We start from the raw sequence: 18,102 nt of genomic DNA, 5'->3' as shown, positions 1-18,102 counted from the left end.
TGAAGCGGCGTCATCGCGTGCGAAGGTGGGCCGCATGAGAGCGGTGGTGTTCGAGAAGTACGGGGAGCCGGCCGAGGTGCGCGAGGTGCCGGACCCGGAGCCGGCCGAGCACGGGGTCGTGGTGCGGGTCGAGGCGACGGGGCTGTGCCGCAGCGACTGGCACGGCTGGATGGGCCACGACCCGGACATCACCCTGCCGCACGTCCCCGGGCACGAACTCGCCGGAGTCGTCGAGTCGGTGGGCGCCCGGGTGACCGGCTGGCGGCCCGGCGACCGGGTCACCGTGCCGTTCGTCTGCGCCTGCGGAAGCTGCCCGTCCTGCGCGGCCGGCGACCAGCAGGTGTGCGAGCGCCAGACCCAGCCCGGCTTCCATCACTGGGGGTCCTTCGCCCAGTACGTGGCCCTCGACCACGCCGACGTGAACCTGGTCGCGGTCCCGGACTCGATGGCGTACGGCACGGCCGCCGCCCTCGGCTGCCGCTTCGCCACGGCCTTCCGTGCGGTGGTGCGGCAGGGCCGGCTGGCGGCGGGGGAGTGGGTAGCGGTGCACGGCTGCGGCGGGGTCGGGCTGTCGGCGGTGATGATCGCGGTCGCCGCGGGAGCCCGGGTGGTCGCGGTGGACGTCTCACCCCGGGCGCTCGAACTGGCCCGGTCGTTCGGCGCGGCCGGGACGGTGGACGCCTCGGCCGTACCGGACACGGCGGCGGCCGTGAGGGAGCTGACCGGCGGGGGAGCCCATCTCTCCCTGGACGCCCTCGGCTCACCCGCCACCTGCGCAGCCTCCGTCGGCTCCCTGCGCCGCCGCGGCCGGCACGTCCAGGTGGGCCTGCTGCCCTCGGCGGACGGCACCACCCCGGTCCCGCTGGCCCGCGCCATCGCCCTGGAACTGGAGATCCTCGGCAGCCACGGCATGGCCGCCCACGCCTATCCCGGAATGCTGGAGCTGGTCGGTTCCGGGGTGCTGCGGCCGGACCTGCTGGTGACGCGGACGATCCCGCTGGACGCGGCCCCGGCCGCCCTCGCCGCCATGGGGACGGCGCCGGGTCCGGGCGTGACCGTCATCGAGCCGTGGCGCTGAGCGCGGCCCACTCACGGTCCAGGATCGCCATGATCACCTCGTCGGCCCACTCACCCTCGCGCACCTGCACCTCCCGCCGTACGCCCTCGACCACGAATCCGGCCTTCTCGTAGACCCGCAGCGCGCGGTGGTTGTGGGCCCAGGCGGCCAGTTCGACCCGGTGCAGACCGAGCGGCCCGAAGCCGTGGGCGACGATCAGCCGGGTCGCCTCGGTACCGATGCCGCGACCGCGGCCCCGGGGCCCGATGAGGGTGCGGAAGGTGCAGCTCCGGGCGGCCGCGTCGTACTCGTACAGCACGACCTCGCCCAACACCTCACCGGTCTCCGGATCGGTGACGGCGAGATCGAGGCGGTCAGGGGCGGTGGCCCGGGAGCCGTACCAGGTGCGCAGCCGCTCCGGGGTCAGTTCGGTGGAGGGCTCGAAGGTGAAGCGGACGACCTCGGGGTCGGCGACGATCTCCCCCATGGCGTCGGCGTCGGCCTCGGTGAACGGCCGGAGAACGGTCCTGCGGCCGGTCAGTACGGGTTTGACGGAGAAACTCATGGGGCGACTGTGCCCCACGCGGTGGGTGGGGCACAGGTGGTTTTTGGCGCTCAGTCCGCTCTTCGGCCCCGGTTGCCCGGCCGGGAGGCGACCCAGGCGCGGACGGTGTCGGCGTACCAGTACGGCTTGCCCGCCTCCACCTGGTCCGGAGGCGGCAGCAGACCGTGCTTGCGATAGGACCGCACGGTGTCCGGCTGCACCCTGATGTGCGCCGCGATCTCCTTGTAGGACCAGAGCCTTCGGTCGGTCATGCGTCGTACCTCCCCGCGCGCGCCGCGGCGCGGCCGGGGGACGGCCGTCGGGGGAGCCGGGCGGTGCGCTGGTGATCACCAAGCCTGTGCCCGGTGAACGACACCGGGAGGCGGCGGGCAAGCGGCTGTTGGCCGGGTGTGACCGAGAACCCGCGTAGGTGCGACATCTGTGACAGGAAGGGGGAGTTTGTGACACGGCCGCAGCAAAGGGGGCGCCTGTTGCGGCCGGTTCGGACGGCGAGGGGTGCGAGGGGTGCGAGGAGGGCCGGGGAGGCGGGGCGGCGGCCCGACCGTGTGAGGCTCAGGCTCCGCAGGACCTCAGGAACGCCCGGGTGCGCCGGGCGATCGGCAGCGGCCTGTCCGGGTCGCACGGGTACATGTCCTGCTCGACGATCGCGAACAGATCGGTGTCCAGCCGTCCGGCGGCCTCCAGCACCGGCCCCAGTGCGGGCACTCCGGACGGCGGTTCGCACATCACCCCCCGGGCGACCGCCGGCCCGAACGGCGTGCCCTTGGCCCGCACGTCGGCGAGGATCTCCGGGTCCACCTGCTTGAGATGCAGATAGCCGATCCGCTCGCCGTAGGTCTCGATCAGCTTGACGCTGTCGCCGCCGCAGTACGCGTAGTGCCCGGTGTCCAGGCACAGGGACACGAGATCCGCGTCGGTGCCGTCGAGGAACCGGGTGACGTTCTCCTCGGTGTCGATGTGCGTGTCGGCGTGCGGGTGGACCACGACCGTGAGGCCGTACCGCTCCCGGACCTCGCGCCCCAGCCGTTCGGTCAGCGAGGTCAGGTCGCGCCACTGCCCGGCGGTCAGCGTGTCTGGCTCCAGCACCTCGCCCGTCCGGTCGTCCCGCCAGAACGACGGGATGACGACCAGGTGGCGGGCGCCCATCGCCCGGGTCAGGGCGGCGATGCCGGAGACGTGTTCCCAGGTCCTCTCCCAGACATCGGCGCCGTGGTGCAGGCCGGTGAAGACCGTGCCGGCCGACACCTTCAGGCCGCGGCGGCCGGTTTCCTCGGCGAGCACCGCGGGGTCGGTCGGCAGATAGCCGTAGGGGCCCAGCTCGATCCACTCGTAGCCCGAGCCGGCGACCTCGTCGAGGAACCGCTGCCAGGGCACCTGCCGCGGGTCGTCCGGGAACCACACGCCCCAGGAGTCGGGCGCCGAACCGATCCGGATGCGGGAAAGTGAGGAGGGTGACAAGGACGTCATGGCCGTCAGCCTGCGGGCGCCCGGAAAGCGGTGTCAAGCTGTCGTCCGAATGTCCGGACAAAAGATTGACAGGGTTCGTCTGACAGGACTAGAAAGCCCGGGAAGAGATACGCGGGGTGAACCGGACAGCGCGGAAGGGAAGCCGATGGCGTACGACCTGATCACCATGGGGCGGATCGGAGTGGATCTCTACCCGCTGCAGACCGGCGTGCCGCTCGCCCAGGTGTCGGCCTTCGGCAAGTTCCTCGGCGGATCGGCGACCAACGTCGCCGTCGCCGCCGCCCGGCTCGGCCGCCGGACCGCCGTGATCACCCGCACCGGTGACGACCCGTTCGGCACCTATCTGCACGAGGCCCTGCGCGGCTTCGGCGTTGACGACCGCTGGGTCACCCCGGTCCCCGGACTGGCCACGCCCGTCACCTTCTGCGAGGTCTTCCCGCCGGACGACTTCCCCCTCTACTTCTACCGCCGCCCGAAGGCGCCCGACCTGGAGATCGACGCCGGCGACCTGGACCTGGACGCCATCGCCGCCGCCCGGATCTTCTGGGTCACCGGCACCGGCCTGAGCGAGGAGCCGAGCCGCACGGCGACCCTCACGGCCCTCGCCCACCGGGCCCGGTCCGGCACGACGGTCTTCGACCTCGACTGGCGCCCCGTTCTCTGGAACGGCCCGGCCCGGACCGATCCGGACGTGGCCCGGCCCTTCTACACCGAGGCGCTGCGGCACACCACGGTCGCCGTCGGCAACCTCGACGAGGTGGAGATCGCGACCGGGCTGCGCGAACCCCACGCGGCCGCCCGCGCCCTGCTGGCCGCCGGGGCCGAGATCGCCGTGGTCAAACAGGGACCCAAGGGCGTCCTCGCCGTCGACCGGGCGGGCGGGTGCGCCGAGGTCCCGCCCCTCCCGGTCACCGTCCTCAACGGACTCGGCGCCGGGGACGCCTTCGGCGGCGCCCTCTGCCACGGCCTGCTGGCGGGCTGGGACCTGGAGACGACCATGCGGTACGCCAACGCGGCCGGCGCCATCGTCGCCTCCCGTCTGGAGTGCTCCTCCGCGATGCCCGCCCCCGACGAGGTGGCCGCCGCGCTCGAGGCCGGAGCGGTGCTGTGAGGGCCGGCCGCGTGGCGGGGACGCACACCGAGGGCGGGTCGGGGACCCGGCTGCCACCGGTCGACGTCGCCGAACTGGTCCGCGTCCGCACCCACCGCCCCGAGGCCATCGCCGAGGCCGCCGCCCGCCGCGTCCGGCGCCCGCTGCTGGGCACGAGCGGCCGCCTGATGATCGTCGCCGCCGACCACCCGGCCCGCGGCGCGCTCGGCGTCGGCGACCGCGCTCTCGCCATGGCCAACCGCGCCGACCTGCTGCAGCGGCTCCGCCTCGCACTGTCCAGGCCCGGCGTCGACGGCGTCCTCGCGACCGCCGACGTACTGGACGACCTGCTGCTGCTCGGCGCCCTCGACCACAAGGTCGTCCTCGGCTCCATGAACCGCGGCGGACTCCAGGGCGCCCGCTTCGAACTGGACGACCGCTTCACCGGCCACCGCCCCGAGGACATCCAGCGCCTCGGCTTCGACGCCGGCAAACTGCTGCTGCGCATCGACTACACCGACCCGGGCTCGCTCACCACCCTGGAGTCCGCCGCCCGCGTCATCGACGACATGGCCGCCCGCCGGCTCCCGGTCTTCGTGGAGCCGTTCATCACCAGCCGCACCCCCGAGGGCCGGCTGGTCAACGACCTGTCCGCCGAAGCCGTCACCCGGTCCGTCGCCATCGCCTCCGGCCTCGGCGGCTCCTCGGCCTACACCTGGCTGAAGGTGCCGGTCACCGAGAACCCCGACGACATGGCCCGGGTCATGGAGACCTCGACCCTGCCGGCCGTCCTCCTCGGCGGCGACGTCGGCGACTCCCCCGGGGAACAGGTCGCCGCCTACGAGAAGTGGCGCGGCGCGCTCCGACTTCCCACCGTGCGCGGCCTGGTGGTGGGCCGTTCGCTGCTGTACCCGGCGGACGGCGATGTGGCCGCCGCCGTGGACACCGCCGCCGGACTGCTGCGGGGGGCCGCATGACCGGCACCGGACTGCACCTGCCCCGGGGAACCGCCGGGAACGGCGGGTACACCCTCGACATCGGCCCCGGGCGCGCCGGCTGGGAGTACAGCGCCCTGCGCGTCGTGGAGCTGACACCCGGCGGCAGCCATACGTTCACCACCGGGGGCAGTGAATGGATCGTGCTTCCGCTGCGGGGCGGATGTACCGTGCGAATCGAGGAAGACGAGTACCAACTCCTGGGCCGGGAGAGCGTTTTCACCGGGGTCTCCGACTTCGTGTACGCGCCTCGCGACGCCCGGGTCCAGATCGCCTCCGGCGCGGGAGGCCGCTTCGCCCTGGCAGGAGCGAAGTGCGAGCGACGACTCCCCGCCCGCTACGGCCCCGCGCCGGAGGTCCCCGTCGAACACCGCGGCAGCGGCACCTGCGCCCGCCAGGTGCGCAACTTCGCGGCGGCCGACACCTTCGACTGCGACCGGCTGATCGCCGTGGAGGTCGTCACCCCCGGCGGCAACTGGTCCTCCTACCCCTCGCACAAGCACGACGAGTACGTGCCGGGCGAGGAGTCCCGGCTGGAGGAGATCTACTACTTCGAGATCGACGGCCCGAACGGGTTCGGCTACCAGCGCGTGTTCCCCTCCCGAGAGGGCGGCTCCGACGTGCTCGCCGAGGTCCGCTCCGGCGACGCCGTCCTCGTCCCCGACGGATGGCACGGCCCGTCGATCGCCCAGCCTGGCCACGACATGTACTACCTCAACGTCATGGCGGGGCCCGGCGAGACGCGGGAGTGGCGGATCCGCTTCCACCCCGACCAAGCAGAGACCACAGGGGGCTACCGATGACGATCCGGCTGACCGTCGCCCAGGCACTCGTCCGCTTCCTCGCCGCCCAGCACACCGAACGCGACGGCGAGCGGCGGCGGCTGATCGGCGCCACCTGGGGCATCTTCGGGCACGGCAACGTCGCCGGGCTCGGCCAGGCGCTGGTCGAGTACGCCGAGGTCATGCCGTTCCACCAGGGCCGCAACGAGCAGGCCATGGTGCACGCGGCGGTCGGCTACGCCCGCCAGTCCAACCGCCTGTCCGCCCACGCCGTGACCACCTCCATCGGCCCCGGCGCCACCAACCTGGTCACCGGCGCCGCCCTGGCCACCGTCAACCACCTCCCGGTCCTGCTCCTCCCCGGCGACGTCTTCGCCGCCCGCCCCGCCGACCCGGTCCTGCAGCAGCTCGAGGTGCCGTACGCGGGCGACCTCTCGGTCAACGACACCCTGCGCCCGGTGTCGCGGTACTTCGACCGGATCACCCGGCCCGAGCAGCTCGTCCCGGCCGCGCTGCAGGCCGTGCGGGTCCTCACCGACCCGGTGGAGACCGGCGCGGTCACCCTCGCCCTGCCGCAGGACGTGCAGGCGGAGGCGTACGACTGGCCCGAGGAGTTCTTCGCCGAGCGCGTGTGGGTGGTACGGCGGCCCGGCGCGGACCCGACCGAGCTGGCCGAGGCGGTCCGGGCCGTCCGCCGGGCGCGCAGGCCGCTCGTCGTCGCGGGCGGCGGCGTCCACCACAGCCGCGCCGAGGAGACACTCGCCGAGTTCGCGGCGGCCACCCGCATACCGGTCGCCTCCACCCAGGCCGGCAAGGGCTCCCTGCGCCACGACCACCCGCAGGACGTCGGCGGCGTCGGCCACACGGGCACCGCCACCGCCGACGAACTGGCCCGCACCGCGGACCTCGTCATCGGCGTCGGCACCCGGTACACCGACTTCACGACCGCCTCCGGCACCCTCTTCGAGAATCCGGACGTCCGTTTCCTGAACCTCAACATCGCGCCCTTCGACGGCCACAAGCTCGCCGGGCTCCCGCTGGTCGCGGACGCCCGCAGCGGCCTGGCCGAACTGACCGAGGCGCTGGTGACGCACGGCCACCGGGCCGCCGGTTCCTACGTCACCGAGTACACCGAGGACAAGGAGCGCTGGGAGCAGCGCGTGGACGCCTGCTTCGAGGCCGACGAGCCCGACGTACGGCCGACCCAGCCGCAGGTCATCGGCGCTCTCGACGCCCTCGTCGACGAGTCCGACATCATCGTGAACGCGGCCGGCTCGCTCCCCGGCGACCTGCACAAGCTGTGGCGGACCAGGTCCCGGGACCAGTACCACCTGGAGTACGGCTACTCCTGCATGGGCTACGAGATCCCGGCGGCGATCGGCGTCAAGCTCGCCGCGCCCGGGCGGAACGTGTGGGCGCTGGTCGGCGACGGCACGTATCTGATGATGCCGACGGAGATCGTGACCGCCGTCCAGGAGGGCGTCGCGATCAAGGTCCTGCTGGTGCAGAACCACGGGTACGCGTCGATCGGCGGCCTGTCGGAGTCGGTGGGCGGCGAGCGGTTCGGCACCGCCTACCGCCACCGCGCGGCCGACGGCACCTTCACCGGCGCCCCGCTGCCCGTGGACCTCGCCGCCAACGCGGCCAGCCTCGGCATGCGGGTGCTGCGCGCGCGGACCGTCCGCGACCTGCGGTCCGCGCTCGCCGAGGCGCGCGCGGCCGACACTCCCACATGTGTCTACGTGGAGACCGAAACGTCCGACACTGTGTCGGGCGCGCCTCCGGCGCAGGCCTGGTGGGATGTTCCTGTGGCCGAGACCGCGACCCGATCGTCCGCGGTCAAGGCACGTGAGCTGTACGAACGGCACGTCTCGACCCGACGCCGCCATCTGTAGAAGGAGTCTTAGGGCATGACGAAGATCGTCAACCACTGGATCGGCGGCAAGACCGCCGAAGGCGCGTCGGGTACGTACGGGCCGGTCACGGACCCGGCGACCGGCGCGGTCACCACGAAGGTCGCCTTCGCGTCGGTCGAGGAGGTGGACGCGGCGGTCGCCGCCGCCAAGGACGCCTACACGACCTGGGGCCAGTCCTCGCTGGCGCAGCGGACCAACATCCTCTTCAAGTTCCGCGCGCTGCTCGACGCGCACCGGGACGAGATCGCCGAGCTGATCACCGCCGAGCACGGCAAGGTGCACTCGGACGCTCTGGGCGAGGTGGCGCGCGGCCTGGAGATCGTCGACCTGGCCTGCGGCATCAGCGTGCAGCTCAAGGGCGAGCTGTCCACGCAGGTGGCGAGCCGGGTGGACGTGTCGTCGATCCGGCAGCCGCTGGGTGTCGTCGCGGGCATCACCCCGTTCAACTTCCCGGCGATGGTCCCGATGTGGATGTTCCCGATCGCCATCGCCTGCGGCAACACGTTCGTGCTGAAGCCGAGCGAGAAGGACCCGTCGGCGGCGGTCAGGCTCGCCGAGCTGCTCGCCGAGGCCGGACTGCCCGACGGCGTCTTCAACGTCGTGCACGGTGACAAGGTGGCCGTGGACCGTCTGCTGGAGCACCCGGACGTCAAGGCCGTCTCCTTCGTCGGCTCGACCCCGATCGCCCGCTACATCCACACGACGGCCTCCGCGGCCGGAAAGCGGGTGCAGGCCCTCGGCGGCGCCAAGAACCACATGCTGGTCCTGCCGGACGCGGACCTGGACGCGGCCGCCGACGCGGCGGTCTCCGCGGCCTACGGGTCGGCCGGCGAGCGCTGCATGGCGATCTCCGCGGTCGTGGCGGTCGGCGCGATCGGCGACGAGCTGGTGGAGAAGATCCGCGAGCGGGCCGAGAAGATCAGGATCGGCCCCGGCAACGACCCGGCGTCCGAGATGGGCCCGCTGATCACCGCCGCCCACCGCGACAAGGTCGCCTCCTACGTGAAGGGCGCCGCGGACGACGGCTGCGAAGTGGTGCTGGACGGCACCGGCCACACCGTGGAGGGCTACGAGGACGGCCACTGGATCGGCATCTCGCTGCTCGACCGGGTGCCGACCGGCGCGAGCGCCTACCGGGACGAGATCTTCGGCCCGGTGCTGTGCGTGCTGCGCGCCGACACGTACGAGGAGGGCGTCGCCCTCATCAACGCCTCGCCGTTCGGCAACGGCACCGCCGTCTTCACCCGGGACGGCGGCGCGGCCCGCCGCTTCCAGCTCGAGGTCGAGGCCGGCATGGTCGGCGTCAACGTCCCGATCCCGGTCCCCGTGGGCTACCACTCCTTCGGCGGCTGGAAGGACTCGCTCTTCGGCGACCACCACATCTACGGCAACGACGGCACGCACTTCTACACCCGCGGCAAGGTCGTCACCACCCGCTGGCCCGACCCGGCGGACGCCCCCGCGGGCGTCGACCTGGGCTTCCCGCGCAACCACTGAGCGACCGCCGGGAACACCCCGTCGGGCCGTCCGGATACCGGACGGCCCGACATTTTTTTGTCGCGCTGCCTGCGGTTCCCGTTTTCGAGGATCAAACGGGCAAGCCATGAGGGATCTGTCGGATGCCTTCGAAAGCAAGGTCATCAATCCGGTTGGCTTACTGAATGATCTGTTGCGTGATCAGTGCCTGCGAAACTGATGTGAACTGCATCGCTTTACGAGTGCGGAATCCGAAGGTGAACCCCCATTGACGCGGCGGTTTTCGAAGGGGTTCTCTAAGCAGCGCCGGGAGCGGACGAGACGAACGCAGACGAGCCGCCGGAGGCGATAGCGCTCCCGACCCCCACCCTCAGTCGCACCAGTCGATCGGAACCCCGCCGCATGACCGACACGCTCCGCCCTGTCGACACCGCCGTCGCAGACGCTCCCGGCATCTCCGACGGTCCCCGCAAGCTCAAGCGTTCCATCGGCGTCGTCGGCGGCACCCTGCTGACGCTCTCGTGCGTCACGCCCGCCTCCACCCTCTTCGTGGTCATCCCGGACCTGTTCGGCTCCCTCGGCACCGCCACCGCCCTGACGATCGCCATCGGCTCCCTCCTCTGTATCGCCGTGGCGTTCTGCTACTCCGAGCTGGGCACCCTCATCCCCAGCGCGGGCGGCGAGTACGCCATGGTGTCGACGATGGCCGGGCGGCTCGCGGGCTGGCTGGTCTTCGTGCTGTCCCTGCTGGTGGTCATGATCGTCCCGCCCGTCATCGCGATGGGCACGGCCGACTACCTGGCCCCGATCGTCCACCTCGACCCGTCCCTGACGGGCGCCGGCGTCATGCTGCTCGCCACCCTCGCCGGACTGCTCGACCTGCGGGCCAACGCCTGGATCACCGGCATCTTCCTGGTTCTCGAGGTCATCGCGGCCGGCGTGGTCGCCCTGCTGGGCTTCTCGCACAGCCACCGCGGCGTCGGCAGCCTGGTCTCCATGCAGGTGGCCGGTCCGAGCGGCCACACCGACCCGGTGACGGCCATGCTCGTCATATCCGGGCTCGCCATCGCCCTCTTCGCCACCCAGGGCTTCTCGACCGCCGTCTACCTCTCCGAGGAACTGGAGCACCCGCGCCGCAACGTCGCCCGCACGGTGCTGGCCACCCTCGCCATCTCCTCGGTCGTCATCATCGTGCCGGTCGCCGCGATCACCATGGGCGCCTCCGACATCAAGGAGCTCACCGGCGGCGACATCAGCTCCATGGTCACCGCCTGGTCCAACTCCGCGGTCGGCACCTTCGTGAGCCTCTGCGTGGCCCTCGCGATCATCAACGCGGGCATCGTCATGGTCATCCAGAACTCCCGCGTCCTGTTCGCCTCCGCCCGCGACAAGGCCTGGCCCGAGCCGGTCAACAACGTCTTCTCCAAGCTCGGCCGCTTCGGCTCCCCCTGGGTCGCCACCCTGGCGGTCGGAGTCCCCGGCGCGCTGCTCTGCTTCGTCAACCTGGACACCCTGTACGGCGTCACCGGCGTCTCCGTGACCGGCATGTACATCCTCGTCGCGGTCGCCGCCCTGCTGTGCCGCCGCGGCCACCACAAGCACACCCCCGCCTGGCGGATGCCGCTGTGGCCCGCGATGCCGGTCCTGCTGATCGTGGTCCTCGCCTACATCCTCACCCAGCAGGAGGCGAGCTACCTGCTGTGGACCGGCGGCATCACCGCGGTCGCCACCCTCTACTGGGCCTTCTACCTCCGCCCGCGCCGCGACACCCGCTGGCTCGTGTCGATCCCGGAGGACGAGCAGGACTGACGGCTCGGCCGAAGTCCCGCGTCACCACCGAGCACGCCCCGTCGTCCTCGCCGCCCGCACCCCGACAGGCGGCGAGGACGGCGGCGTTCCCGCGCCCGGCGCCGCCCCGGTACCGCGCCTGGAGTACGGGGGAGGGGGCCCGTACGCCGCAAGGAGGGCGGCGGTTCACCCCCTGGGCCGCATGCGCCGTCGGTGGCGGCCCGTACCGTTGATGCATGGATCTTCGAGTGCCCGTACCGCGGGGACCGCTGAAGGGGCCGCGCCGGCTGCTGGCCGCCGCGGCCGCCGTCGTGGTGCTCGCCGGCGCCGGGACCTGGTCGGCCGTCGCGTCCGACGACCCGCCCCGGGTGCACCGGACCGACCGGGTCATGACCATGGCCGACGGCACCCGGCTGGACACCTCCTACTTCACCGGCGCCTCCGCCGGCCGCCGCCCCGCCGTCCTGCTCGCGCACGGCTTCGGCGGCAGCAAGAACGACGTGCGGCAGCAGGCCGAGGACCTCACCCGCGCCGGCTACACGGTGCTGACCTGGTCGGCCCGCGGCTTCGGCCGCTCCACCGGGAAGATCGGCCTGAACGACCCGGAGCACGAGGTCGCCGACGTCTCCCGGCTCATCGACTGGCTGGCCGGGCAGCCCCAGGTCCGCCTCGACGGCAGGGGCGACCCGCGGGTGGGCGTCACCGGCGGCTCCTACGGCGGCGCGATCTCCCTGCTCGCCGCCGGCCGCGACCGCCGCGTCGACGCCATCGCCCCGGCCGTCACCTACTGGAACCTCGCCGACGCCCTCTTCCCGGACGGCGTCTTCAAGAAGCTCTGGGCCGGCGTCTTCTTCAACACCGGCGGCGGCTGCGCCCGGTTCGAGCCCGCCCTGTGCCGGATGTACGACCGGGTCGCCGAGTCCGGCACCCCGGACGACGCCGCCCGCGAACTGCTCCGGGAACGCTCGCCCGTCGCGGTCGCCGACCGCATCGAGGTGCCCACCCTGCTGGTCCAGGGCCAGACCGACTCCCTGTTCACCCTCGCCCAGTCCGACGCCGCCGCGAAGGCGATCCGCGAGAACGGCGCCCCCGTGGACGTCGACTGGATCGCGGGCGGGCACGACGGCGGCGACATGGAGGACGGCCGGGTGCGGGGGCGGGTGACCGCCTGGTTCGACCACTACCTGAAGGGCGACGGGTCCACCGGCACCGGCCCCGCCTTCCGCGTCACCCGCACCGGCGGCGTCGACTCCACCGACGGCACCGCCCTGCTGCGCGGGGCGAGCGCCGGTGCCTACCCGGGCCTGCGCGACCACCCGCGCGCGATCGCCCTGACCGGCCGCGAGCAGCACGTGGCCAACCCGGCCGGCGCCAGCCCGCCCGGCGTCTCCGCGCTGCCCGGCCTGGGCGGCTCCGGCGGCCTCTCCCAGCTCTCCGCGCTCGGCGTCGGGGTCTCCCTCGACTTCCCCGGCCAGTACGCCCGGTTCGACTCGGCCCCGCTCACCCGCGACCTGCGGATCACCGGCTCGCCGACCGCCACCGTCCACGTCACCTCCACCACCGACGACGCCGTCCTCTTCGGCAAGGTGTACGACGTGGGCCCCGGCGGCACCCGGCAGGTGCTGCCCTCCCAGCTCGTCGCGCCCCTGCGGATCACCGGCGCGAAGGCCGGCAAGGACGTCACCGTCACCCTCCCGGCGATCGACCACGAGGTGCGCAAGGGCCACCGGCTCCGCCTGGTCCTCGCCTCCACCGACCTGGGCTACGCCTCACCGGCCGCCCCGGCCACGTACACCGTCTCCCTCAGGTCGGACCTGAGCGTGCCGACCGCGCCCGCCCTCACCACCGCGGCGGCGCCGCTGCCCGCCTGGGTGTGGTGGCTGCCGCTGGCCGGGGCCCTGGGCGCGCTCGCCCTGCTGCTCACCGGCCGCCGCCCCACGACCGCCCCCGCGCCCGACCCGGCGCTCGCCGACGTCCCGCTGCAGATAACGGACCTGAGCAAGCGGTACGCCAGGTCCACCGACCGGTACGCGGTGCGCGAGCTGTCCTTCCGCGTGGAGAAGGGCCAGGTCCTCGGCCTGCTCGGACCCAACGGCGCGGGCAAGACCACCACCCTGCGCATGCTGATGGGCCTCATCGGGCCCGACGACGGGGAGATCCGCGTCTTCGGCCACGCCGTCCGGCCCGGCGCGCCGGTGCTGTCCCGAGTCGGCGCCTTCGTGGAGGGCGCGGGCTTCCTGCCCCACCTGTCCGGCCGGGAGAACCTGGAGCTGTACTGGCGGGCCACCGGCCGCCCGCCCGAGGACGCCCGTCTCGACGAGGCCCTGGAGATCGCCGGCCTCGGCGACGCGCTCGCCCGCGCCGTGCGCACCTACTCCCAGGGCATGCGCCAGCGCCTGGCCATCGCCCAGGCCATGCTAGGCCTGCCCGACCTGCTCATCCTGGACGAACCCACCAACGGCCTCGACCCGCCCCAGATCCGCGAGATGCGCGAGGTGATGATCCGCTACGCGGCCGCCGGCCGCACCGTGATCGTCTCCAGCCACCTCCTCGCCGAGGTCGAGCAGTCCTGCACCCACCTGGTGCTGATGGACCGCGGCCGGCTCGTCCAGGCGGGACCGGTGCGGGAGATAGTCGGCTCCGGCGACACGCTGCTGGTCGGCACCGGCACGCCCGTGGACGAGCCGGTGGTGGAGAAGGTCACCGCCCTGCCCGGCGTGGCCTCGGCCGTCCGCACCGAGGACGGGCTGCTCGTCCGTCTCGAACCCGGCGGCACCGCCGAGGAACTGGTCGTGGAACTGGTGCGCCTGGAGGTGCCCGTCGCCTCGGTCGGCCCCCACCGGCGCCTGGAAGACGCCTTCCTCACCCTGATCGGAGGTGCCCCGTGAGCACGCTCACCGAGCCCGTCGAGGCCGCCCCCGGGTACCGCGCGGGCCGTACGCTGCCGCTGCGTGTGGAGCTGGTCCGCCAGCTCAAGCGGCGCCGCACGCTGATCATGGGCGGCGTCCTCGCGGTCCTGCCGTTCGTGCTGCTCGTCGCGTTCGCGATCGGCGGCGAGCCCTCGGGCCGCGACGGCCGGGTCACGCTGATGGACACGGCCACCGCGTCCGGCGCCAACTTCGCCGCGGTCAACCTGTTCGTCTCGGCGGGTTTCCTGCTGGTCATCCCGGTCGCCCTGTTCTGCGGGGACACGGTCGCCTCCGAGGCGAGCTGGTCCTCCCTGCGCTATCTGCTGGCCGCGCCCGTGCCGAGGACCCGGCTGCTGCTGTCCAAGCTCGCCGTGGGGCTCGGGCTGAGCCTCGCCGCGATGGTGCTGCTCCCGGTCGTGGCCCTGGCGGTCGGCACGGCCGCCTACGGCTGGGGTCCGCTCCAGATCCCCACCGGCGGCGCGCTGGACCCGGGCACGGCGGCGCAGCGGCTCGTGGTGGTCGTGGCCTACGTCTTCGTGTCCCAGCTGGTCACGGCGGGACTGGCGTTCTGGCTGTCGACGAGGACGGACGCCCCGCTCGGCGCGGTCGGCGGCGCGGTCGGCCTGACGATCGTCGGCAACGTCCTGGACGCCGTGACCGCCCTCGGTCACTGGCGGGACTTCCTGCCCGCGCACTGGCAGTTCGCCTGGGCCGACGCCGTGCAGCCGGACCCGGAGTGGTCCGGCATGGTCCAGGGCGCCGCGATCTCCGTGACCTACGCCGTGGTGCTGTTCGCCCTGGCCTTCCGGGGCTTCGCGCGCAAGGACATCGTCTCCTGAGCGCGGCCGGACCGGCCGCCGCGCGTACCGTTGACGTTTCCTTACTTACGAGTAAGTTGACCCGGCAGTAAGAACCTTCGCCACAGCCGCGACCGGGAGCCGTCATGGGCGTACGCAGGGATCTGAAGCGGGCACGGCGGCGCGCCGACCTGGCGGCACGCGGGTCGGTGGAGGTCGTCAGGGACTCCGGGGGCACCGTGCGTGAAGTGCGGGCGGCACCCCTGGCGGCACCGCTCACCGGCGGCTCCATGGCCGACCTCCCGTTCACCCACGCGGCCGGGACCCCGGACGCGGTGCTCCTGCGCCGCCGCGCCGAGGAGACCTGGCGTCCGGTGACGGCGGCCGCCTTCGCCGCGGAGGTCACCGCCGTCGCCAGGGGGCTGATCGCCGCCGGTCTGGAACCGGGCGGCCGGGTCGCGGTGATGTCCCGCACCCGCTACGAGTGGACGGTCCTGGACTTCGCGATCTGGGCGGCCGGCGGCCAGTCCGTGCCCGTCTACCCGACCTCCTCCGCCGCCCAGGTGGAGTGGATCGTCCGGGACTCCGGCGCCCGGTACGTGGTCACCGAGACCGCCGAGAACACCGCGACGGTCCTCGCCGGCACCGCGAGCCACGCCCGCCGGCCCCGCGTCTGGCAGCTCTCCCCGACCGGGGACACCGGGACGTCCGCCGTGCCGGGCGGCACCTTCGCCGACCTCGTCGCCCTCGGCCACGACGTCGGCGACGACGAGGTCGCCGAACGGCGCGCCGCCCTCACGCCCGACACCATCGCCACCCTCTGCTACACCTCCGGCACCACCGGCCGCCCCAAGGGCTGCGTCCTCACCCACGCCAACCTGCACGCCGAGGCCGCGAACACGGTCGAACTGCTGCACCCGGTCTTCCAGGCGGTCACCGGACGGACCGCCTCCACCCTGCTCTTCCTGCCGCTCGCCCACATCCTCGGCCGCACCCTGCAGCTCGCCTGCCTGATGGCCCGTATCGAGACCGGCCACTTCCCGAGCGTCAGGCCCGACGAACTGCGCCCCGCGCTGAAGGAGTTCCGGCCCACCTTCCTCGTGGGGGTGCCGTACCTCTTCGAGAAGATCCACGACACCGGGCGCGCCACCGCCGAGAGGATCGGCCGCGGCGCCTCCTTCGACCGCGCCGAACGGATCGCCGTGCGCTTCGCCGAGGCGTACCTCAGGAAGTTCCTCGGCACCGGCAAGGGCCCGGGCCCCGGCCTGTACGCCGCCTGGGCCCTGTACGACCTCCTGGTCTACCGGCGCATCCGCGGGGAGCTCGGCGGCCGCATGCGCTACGCCATCAGCGGCGGCTCCCCGCTGGACCGCGACCTCAACCTCTTCTTCAACGGGGCCGGAATCGTCGTCTACGAGGGCTACGGCCTGACCGAGACCACCGCGGCCGCCACCATCGTGCCCCCGCTCACCCCCCGCCCCGGCACGGTCGGCCTGCCCGTCCCGGGCGTGGCCGTACGCGTCGCCGACGACGGCGAGGTGCTGATCAAGGGCGGAGTGGTCTTCGGTGGGTACTGGAACGACCCGGCCGCCACGGACGCCGTTCTGGCCGACGAGTGGTTCGCCACCGGCGACCTCGGCCGCCTCGACGAGGACGGCTACCTCACCATCACCGGCCGCAAGAAGGACATCCTGGTCACCTCCGGCGGCAAGAACGTCTCCCCGGCCGTCCTGGAGGACCGGCTGCGCAGCCGCTCCCCGGTCGGCCAGTGCCTGGTCGTCGGGGACAACCGGCCCTTCGTCGCCGCGCTGATCACCCTCGATCCGGAGGCGGTGGCGCACTGGCTGACGGTGCGAAAGCTCCCGGCGGACACGCCGCTCGCCGAACTCGTCCACGACGAACGGCTGCGCCGCGAGGTGCAGAAGGCGGTGGACCACGCCAACGCGGCCGTCTCCCGCGCCGAGTCGATCCGCGCCTTCGCCTTGGTCAAGGGGGAGTTCACCGAGGAGAACGGGCTGCTGACCCCGTCGCTGAAGGTGAGGCGGCACGCGGTGACCGCCGCCTACGCGGAGCACATCGAGGCGCTGTACCGCGGCTGAGCACGCACGACGGCGGCGGGCACCGGAAGCAACCGGTGCCCACCGCCGCGAAGGGTGCGCTCAGCCGTTCCCGGTGCCGTTGCCGGACACGGCGGAGATGTCGTCGAGCACGTGCGACAGCGGCTCGTCGCCCTTGGCCTGCGTCGAGTTCTCGGTGCACTGCTGGGTCTGCGGCGAGGACAGGACCGGGATGTCCTGCACGCCGACGTTCCCGATGAGCGCCAGCACGGACTGCGCCTGGACCTTCGCGGGCAGGCCGACGCACGGCTTGTTCAGCGAGCCCTGGACCAGCGAGAGCTGCGGGCTCTGGTCACCGAAGGTGGCGGAGTTGCCGAACGTCGACTCGGCCTCGTTGCCGCTCAGCGACGTGGTGCCGTGGTCGTTGCCGATGGCGAGGGCCTGCGGGGCCGCCACGCCCGCGAGACCGGCGACGGAGGCGGCGACGGCCGCGGTCGCCCACAGCTTCTTCATGGTGGTTCCCTTTCGAGACGCGTGCTCCGCAAGGAGCCGCGGGAGAGTCGGCTGGAGGGGGAGGTCCCGGGTCACTTGTTGCCGGTGCCGTTGGCGGACAGCGCGGAGATGTCGTCCAGGATGTGCGACAGCGGCTCGTCACCCTTGGCCTGTGTCGAGTTCTCGGTGCACTGCTGGGTCTGCGGCGACGACAGCACCGGGATGTCCTGCACGCCGACGTTGAGCGCGGAGGCGATGGACTGCGCGTTGAGCTTGGCAGGCAGGCCGACGCAGGGCTTGTTGAAGGAACCCTGGATGAGCGCCAGCTGCGGGCTCATGGAGCCGTAGGTGGCGGAGTTGCCGAATGCCTGCGAGGCGCCGTTGCCGCTGAACGACGTGGTGCCGCTGTCATTGCCGGTGGCCAGGGCCGGCGACGCGGCGGTGGCGGAGAACCCGACGACGGAGGCGGCGACCGCGGCAGAGGCCAGAACCTTCTTGATCACTTGCGATTCCCTTCAGAAGACACCCCGTCCACCGGAGCCCCCTGGTCAACTCCCCTTCGGTCGCCGGGTTGCTCCCCTTCACTCCGATGGCCTACGCCACCCTCCGGGGCCCCGACCGGCCGGTCCCGCGGCGATTTCACGGGACGCGCGACGCCGGGCACACCGATCGGGTGACGCCCCGCAACCAATGGGTGCGGGCCGGGTTGAT

The 18,102-nt window shown here is 72.8% G+C and carries 15 protein-coding genes; 10 read left to right on the top strand and 5 right to left on the bottom strand.

Annotation, left to right across the window (positions count from 1 at the left end; all coding sequences use genetic code 11):
- Positions 1-34: 34 nt before the first annotated feature.
- On the top strand, positions 35-1,078 hold the full coding sequence (locus ACWCPN_RS02830; RefSeq protein ID WP_451202010.1) for a zinc-dependent alcohol dehydrogenase family protein: 1,044 nt from the start codon (positions 35-37) through the stop codon (positions 1,076-1,078).
- On the opposite strand, the gene ACWCPN_RS02825 is transcribed toward ACWCPN_RS02830, so the two are convergent.
- The 3 genes from ACWCPN_RS02825 to ACWCPN_RS02815 all read right to left on the bottom strand — a co-directional run bounded on the left by ACWCPN_RS02825 (position 1,059) and on the right by ACWCPN_RS02815 (position 3,089).
- A complete protein-coding gene (locus tag ACWCPN_RS02825) occupies positions 1,059-1,622 on the bottom strand; it encodes a GNAT family N-acetyltransferase (protein WP_451202008.1) in 564 nt (187 codons plus the stop codon). The genes ACWCPN_RS02830 and ACWCPN_RS02825 overlap by 20 nt on opposite strands.
- 50 nt (positions 1,623-1,672) lie before the next feature.
- Positions 1,673-1,873 carry a helix-turn-helix transcriptional regulator gene (locus ACWCPN_RS02820; RefSeq protein ID WP_199210618.1) on the bottom strand — a complete coding sequence of 67 codons (201 nt, stop codon included), beginning with the start codon at positions 1,871-1,873 and terminating at the stop codon, positions 1,673-1,675.
- Positions 1,874-2,174: 301 nt separating this feature from the next.
- Complete coding sequence (locus ACWCPN_RS02815) at positions 2,175-3,089, bottom strand: sugar phosphate isomerase/epimerase family protein (protein WP_451202007.1); 915 nt, start codon at positions 3,087-3,089, stop codon at positions 2,175-2,177.
- A gap of 145 nt (positions 3,090-3,234) precedes the next feature.
- Here ACWCPN_RS02815 and iolC point away from each other — a divergent pair, with 145 nt between their 5' ends.
- The 9 genes from iolC (at position 3,235) to ACWCPN_RS02770 (ending at position 16,941) form a co-directional block, all read left to right on the top strand.
- Positions 3,235-4,200: a 5-dehydro-2-deoxygluconokinase gene (gene iolC / locus ACWCPN_RS02810; protein WP_451202005.1), complete on the top strand. Its 966-nt coding sequence runs from the start codon at positions 3,235-3,237 to the stop codon at positions 4,198-4,200.
- A 50-nt stretch (positions 4,201-4,250) separates the two neighbouring features.
- Positions 4,251-5,156, top strand: a complete 906-nt coding sequence (locus ACWCPN_RS02805) for a Cgl0159 family (beta/alpha)8-fold protein (RefSeq protein WP_451202276.1) — start codon at positions 4,251-4,253, stop codon at positions 5,154-5,156.
- A complete protein-coding gene (gene iolB / locus ACWCPN_RS02800) occupies positions 5,153-5,977 on the top strand; it encodes a 5-deoxy-glucuronate isomerase (RefSeq protein ID WP_451202003.1) in 825 nt (274 codons plus the stop codon). The genes ACWCPN_RS02805 and iolB overlap by 4 nt, the downstream gene beginning before the upstream one ends.
- The gene (iolD, locus tag ACWCPN_RS02795) at positions 5,974-7,851 is read left to right on the top strand and encodes a 3D-(3,5/4)-trihydroxycyclohexane-1,2-dione acylhydrolase (decyclizing) (protein WP_451202002.1); all 1,878 of its coding nucleotides are present in this window, start codon (positions 5,974-5,976) and stop codon (positions 7,849-7,851) included. The genes iolB and iolD overlap by 4 nt, the downstream gene beginning before the upstream one ends.
- A gap of 15 nt (positions 7,852-7,866) precedes the next feature.
- Complete coding sequence (gene mmsA / locus ACWCPN_RS02790; RefSeq protein ID WP_451202001.1) at positions 7,867-9,369, top strand: CoA-acylating methylmalonate-semialdehyde dehydrogenase; 1,503 nt, start codon at positions 7,867-7,869, stop codon at positions 9,367-9,369.
- A gap of 381 nt (positions 9,370-9,750) precedes the next feature.
- A complete protein-coding gene (locus tag ACWCPN_RS02785) occupies positions 9,751-11,157 on the top strand; it encodes an APC family permease (protein ID WP_451201999.1) in 1,407 nt (468 codons plus the stop codon).
- Between the two features lie 215 nt (positions 11,158-11,372).
- Complete coding sequence (locus ACWCPN_RS02780; RefSeq protein WP_451201997.1) at positions 11,373-14,024, top strand: alpha/beta fold hydrolase; 2,652 nt, start codon at positions 11,373-11,375, stop codon at positions 14,022-14,024.
- Positions 14,021-14,884, top strand: a complete 864-nt coding sequence (locus ACWCPN_RS02775) for an ABC transporter permease (RefSeq protein ID WP_451201996.1) — start codon at positions 14,021-14,023, stop codon at positions 14,882-14,884. The genes ACWCPN_RS02780 and ACWCPN_RS02775 overlap by 4 nt, the downstream gene beginning before the upstream one ends.
- A gap of 104 nt (positions 14,885-14,988) precedes the next feature.
- Positions 14,989-16,941, top strand: a complete 1,953-nt coding sequence (locus tag ACWCPN_RS02770) for an AMP-dependent synthetase/ligase (protein ID WP_451201994.1) — start codon at positions 14,989-14,991, stop codon at positions 16,939-16,941.
- Between the two features lie 60 nt (positions 16,942-17,001).
- On the opposite strand, the gene ACWCPN_RS02765 is transcribed toward ACWCPN_RS02770, so the two are convergent.
- Entirely contained in the window at positions 17,002-17,412 is a 411-nt protein-coding gene (locus ACWCPN_RS02765; RefSeq protein ID WP_451201993.1) for a rodlin, read from the bottom strand.
- Between the two features lie 71 nt (positions 17,413-17,483).
- Positions 17,484-17,894, bottom strand: coding sequence for a rodlin (locus ACWCPN_RS02760; RefSeq protein WP_451201992.1), 411 nt, complete (start codon positions 17,892-17,894; stop codon positions 17,484-17,486).
- Positions 17,895-18,102 lie beyond the last annotated feature (208 nt).

It is taken from the genome of Streptomyces sp. NPDC002386 (assembly GCF_053593175.1).
Note: the sequence above shows the minus strand (reverse complement) of the source record. Positions and strands in the feature narration are given on the sequence as shown.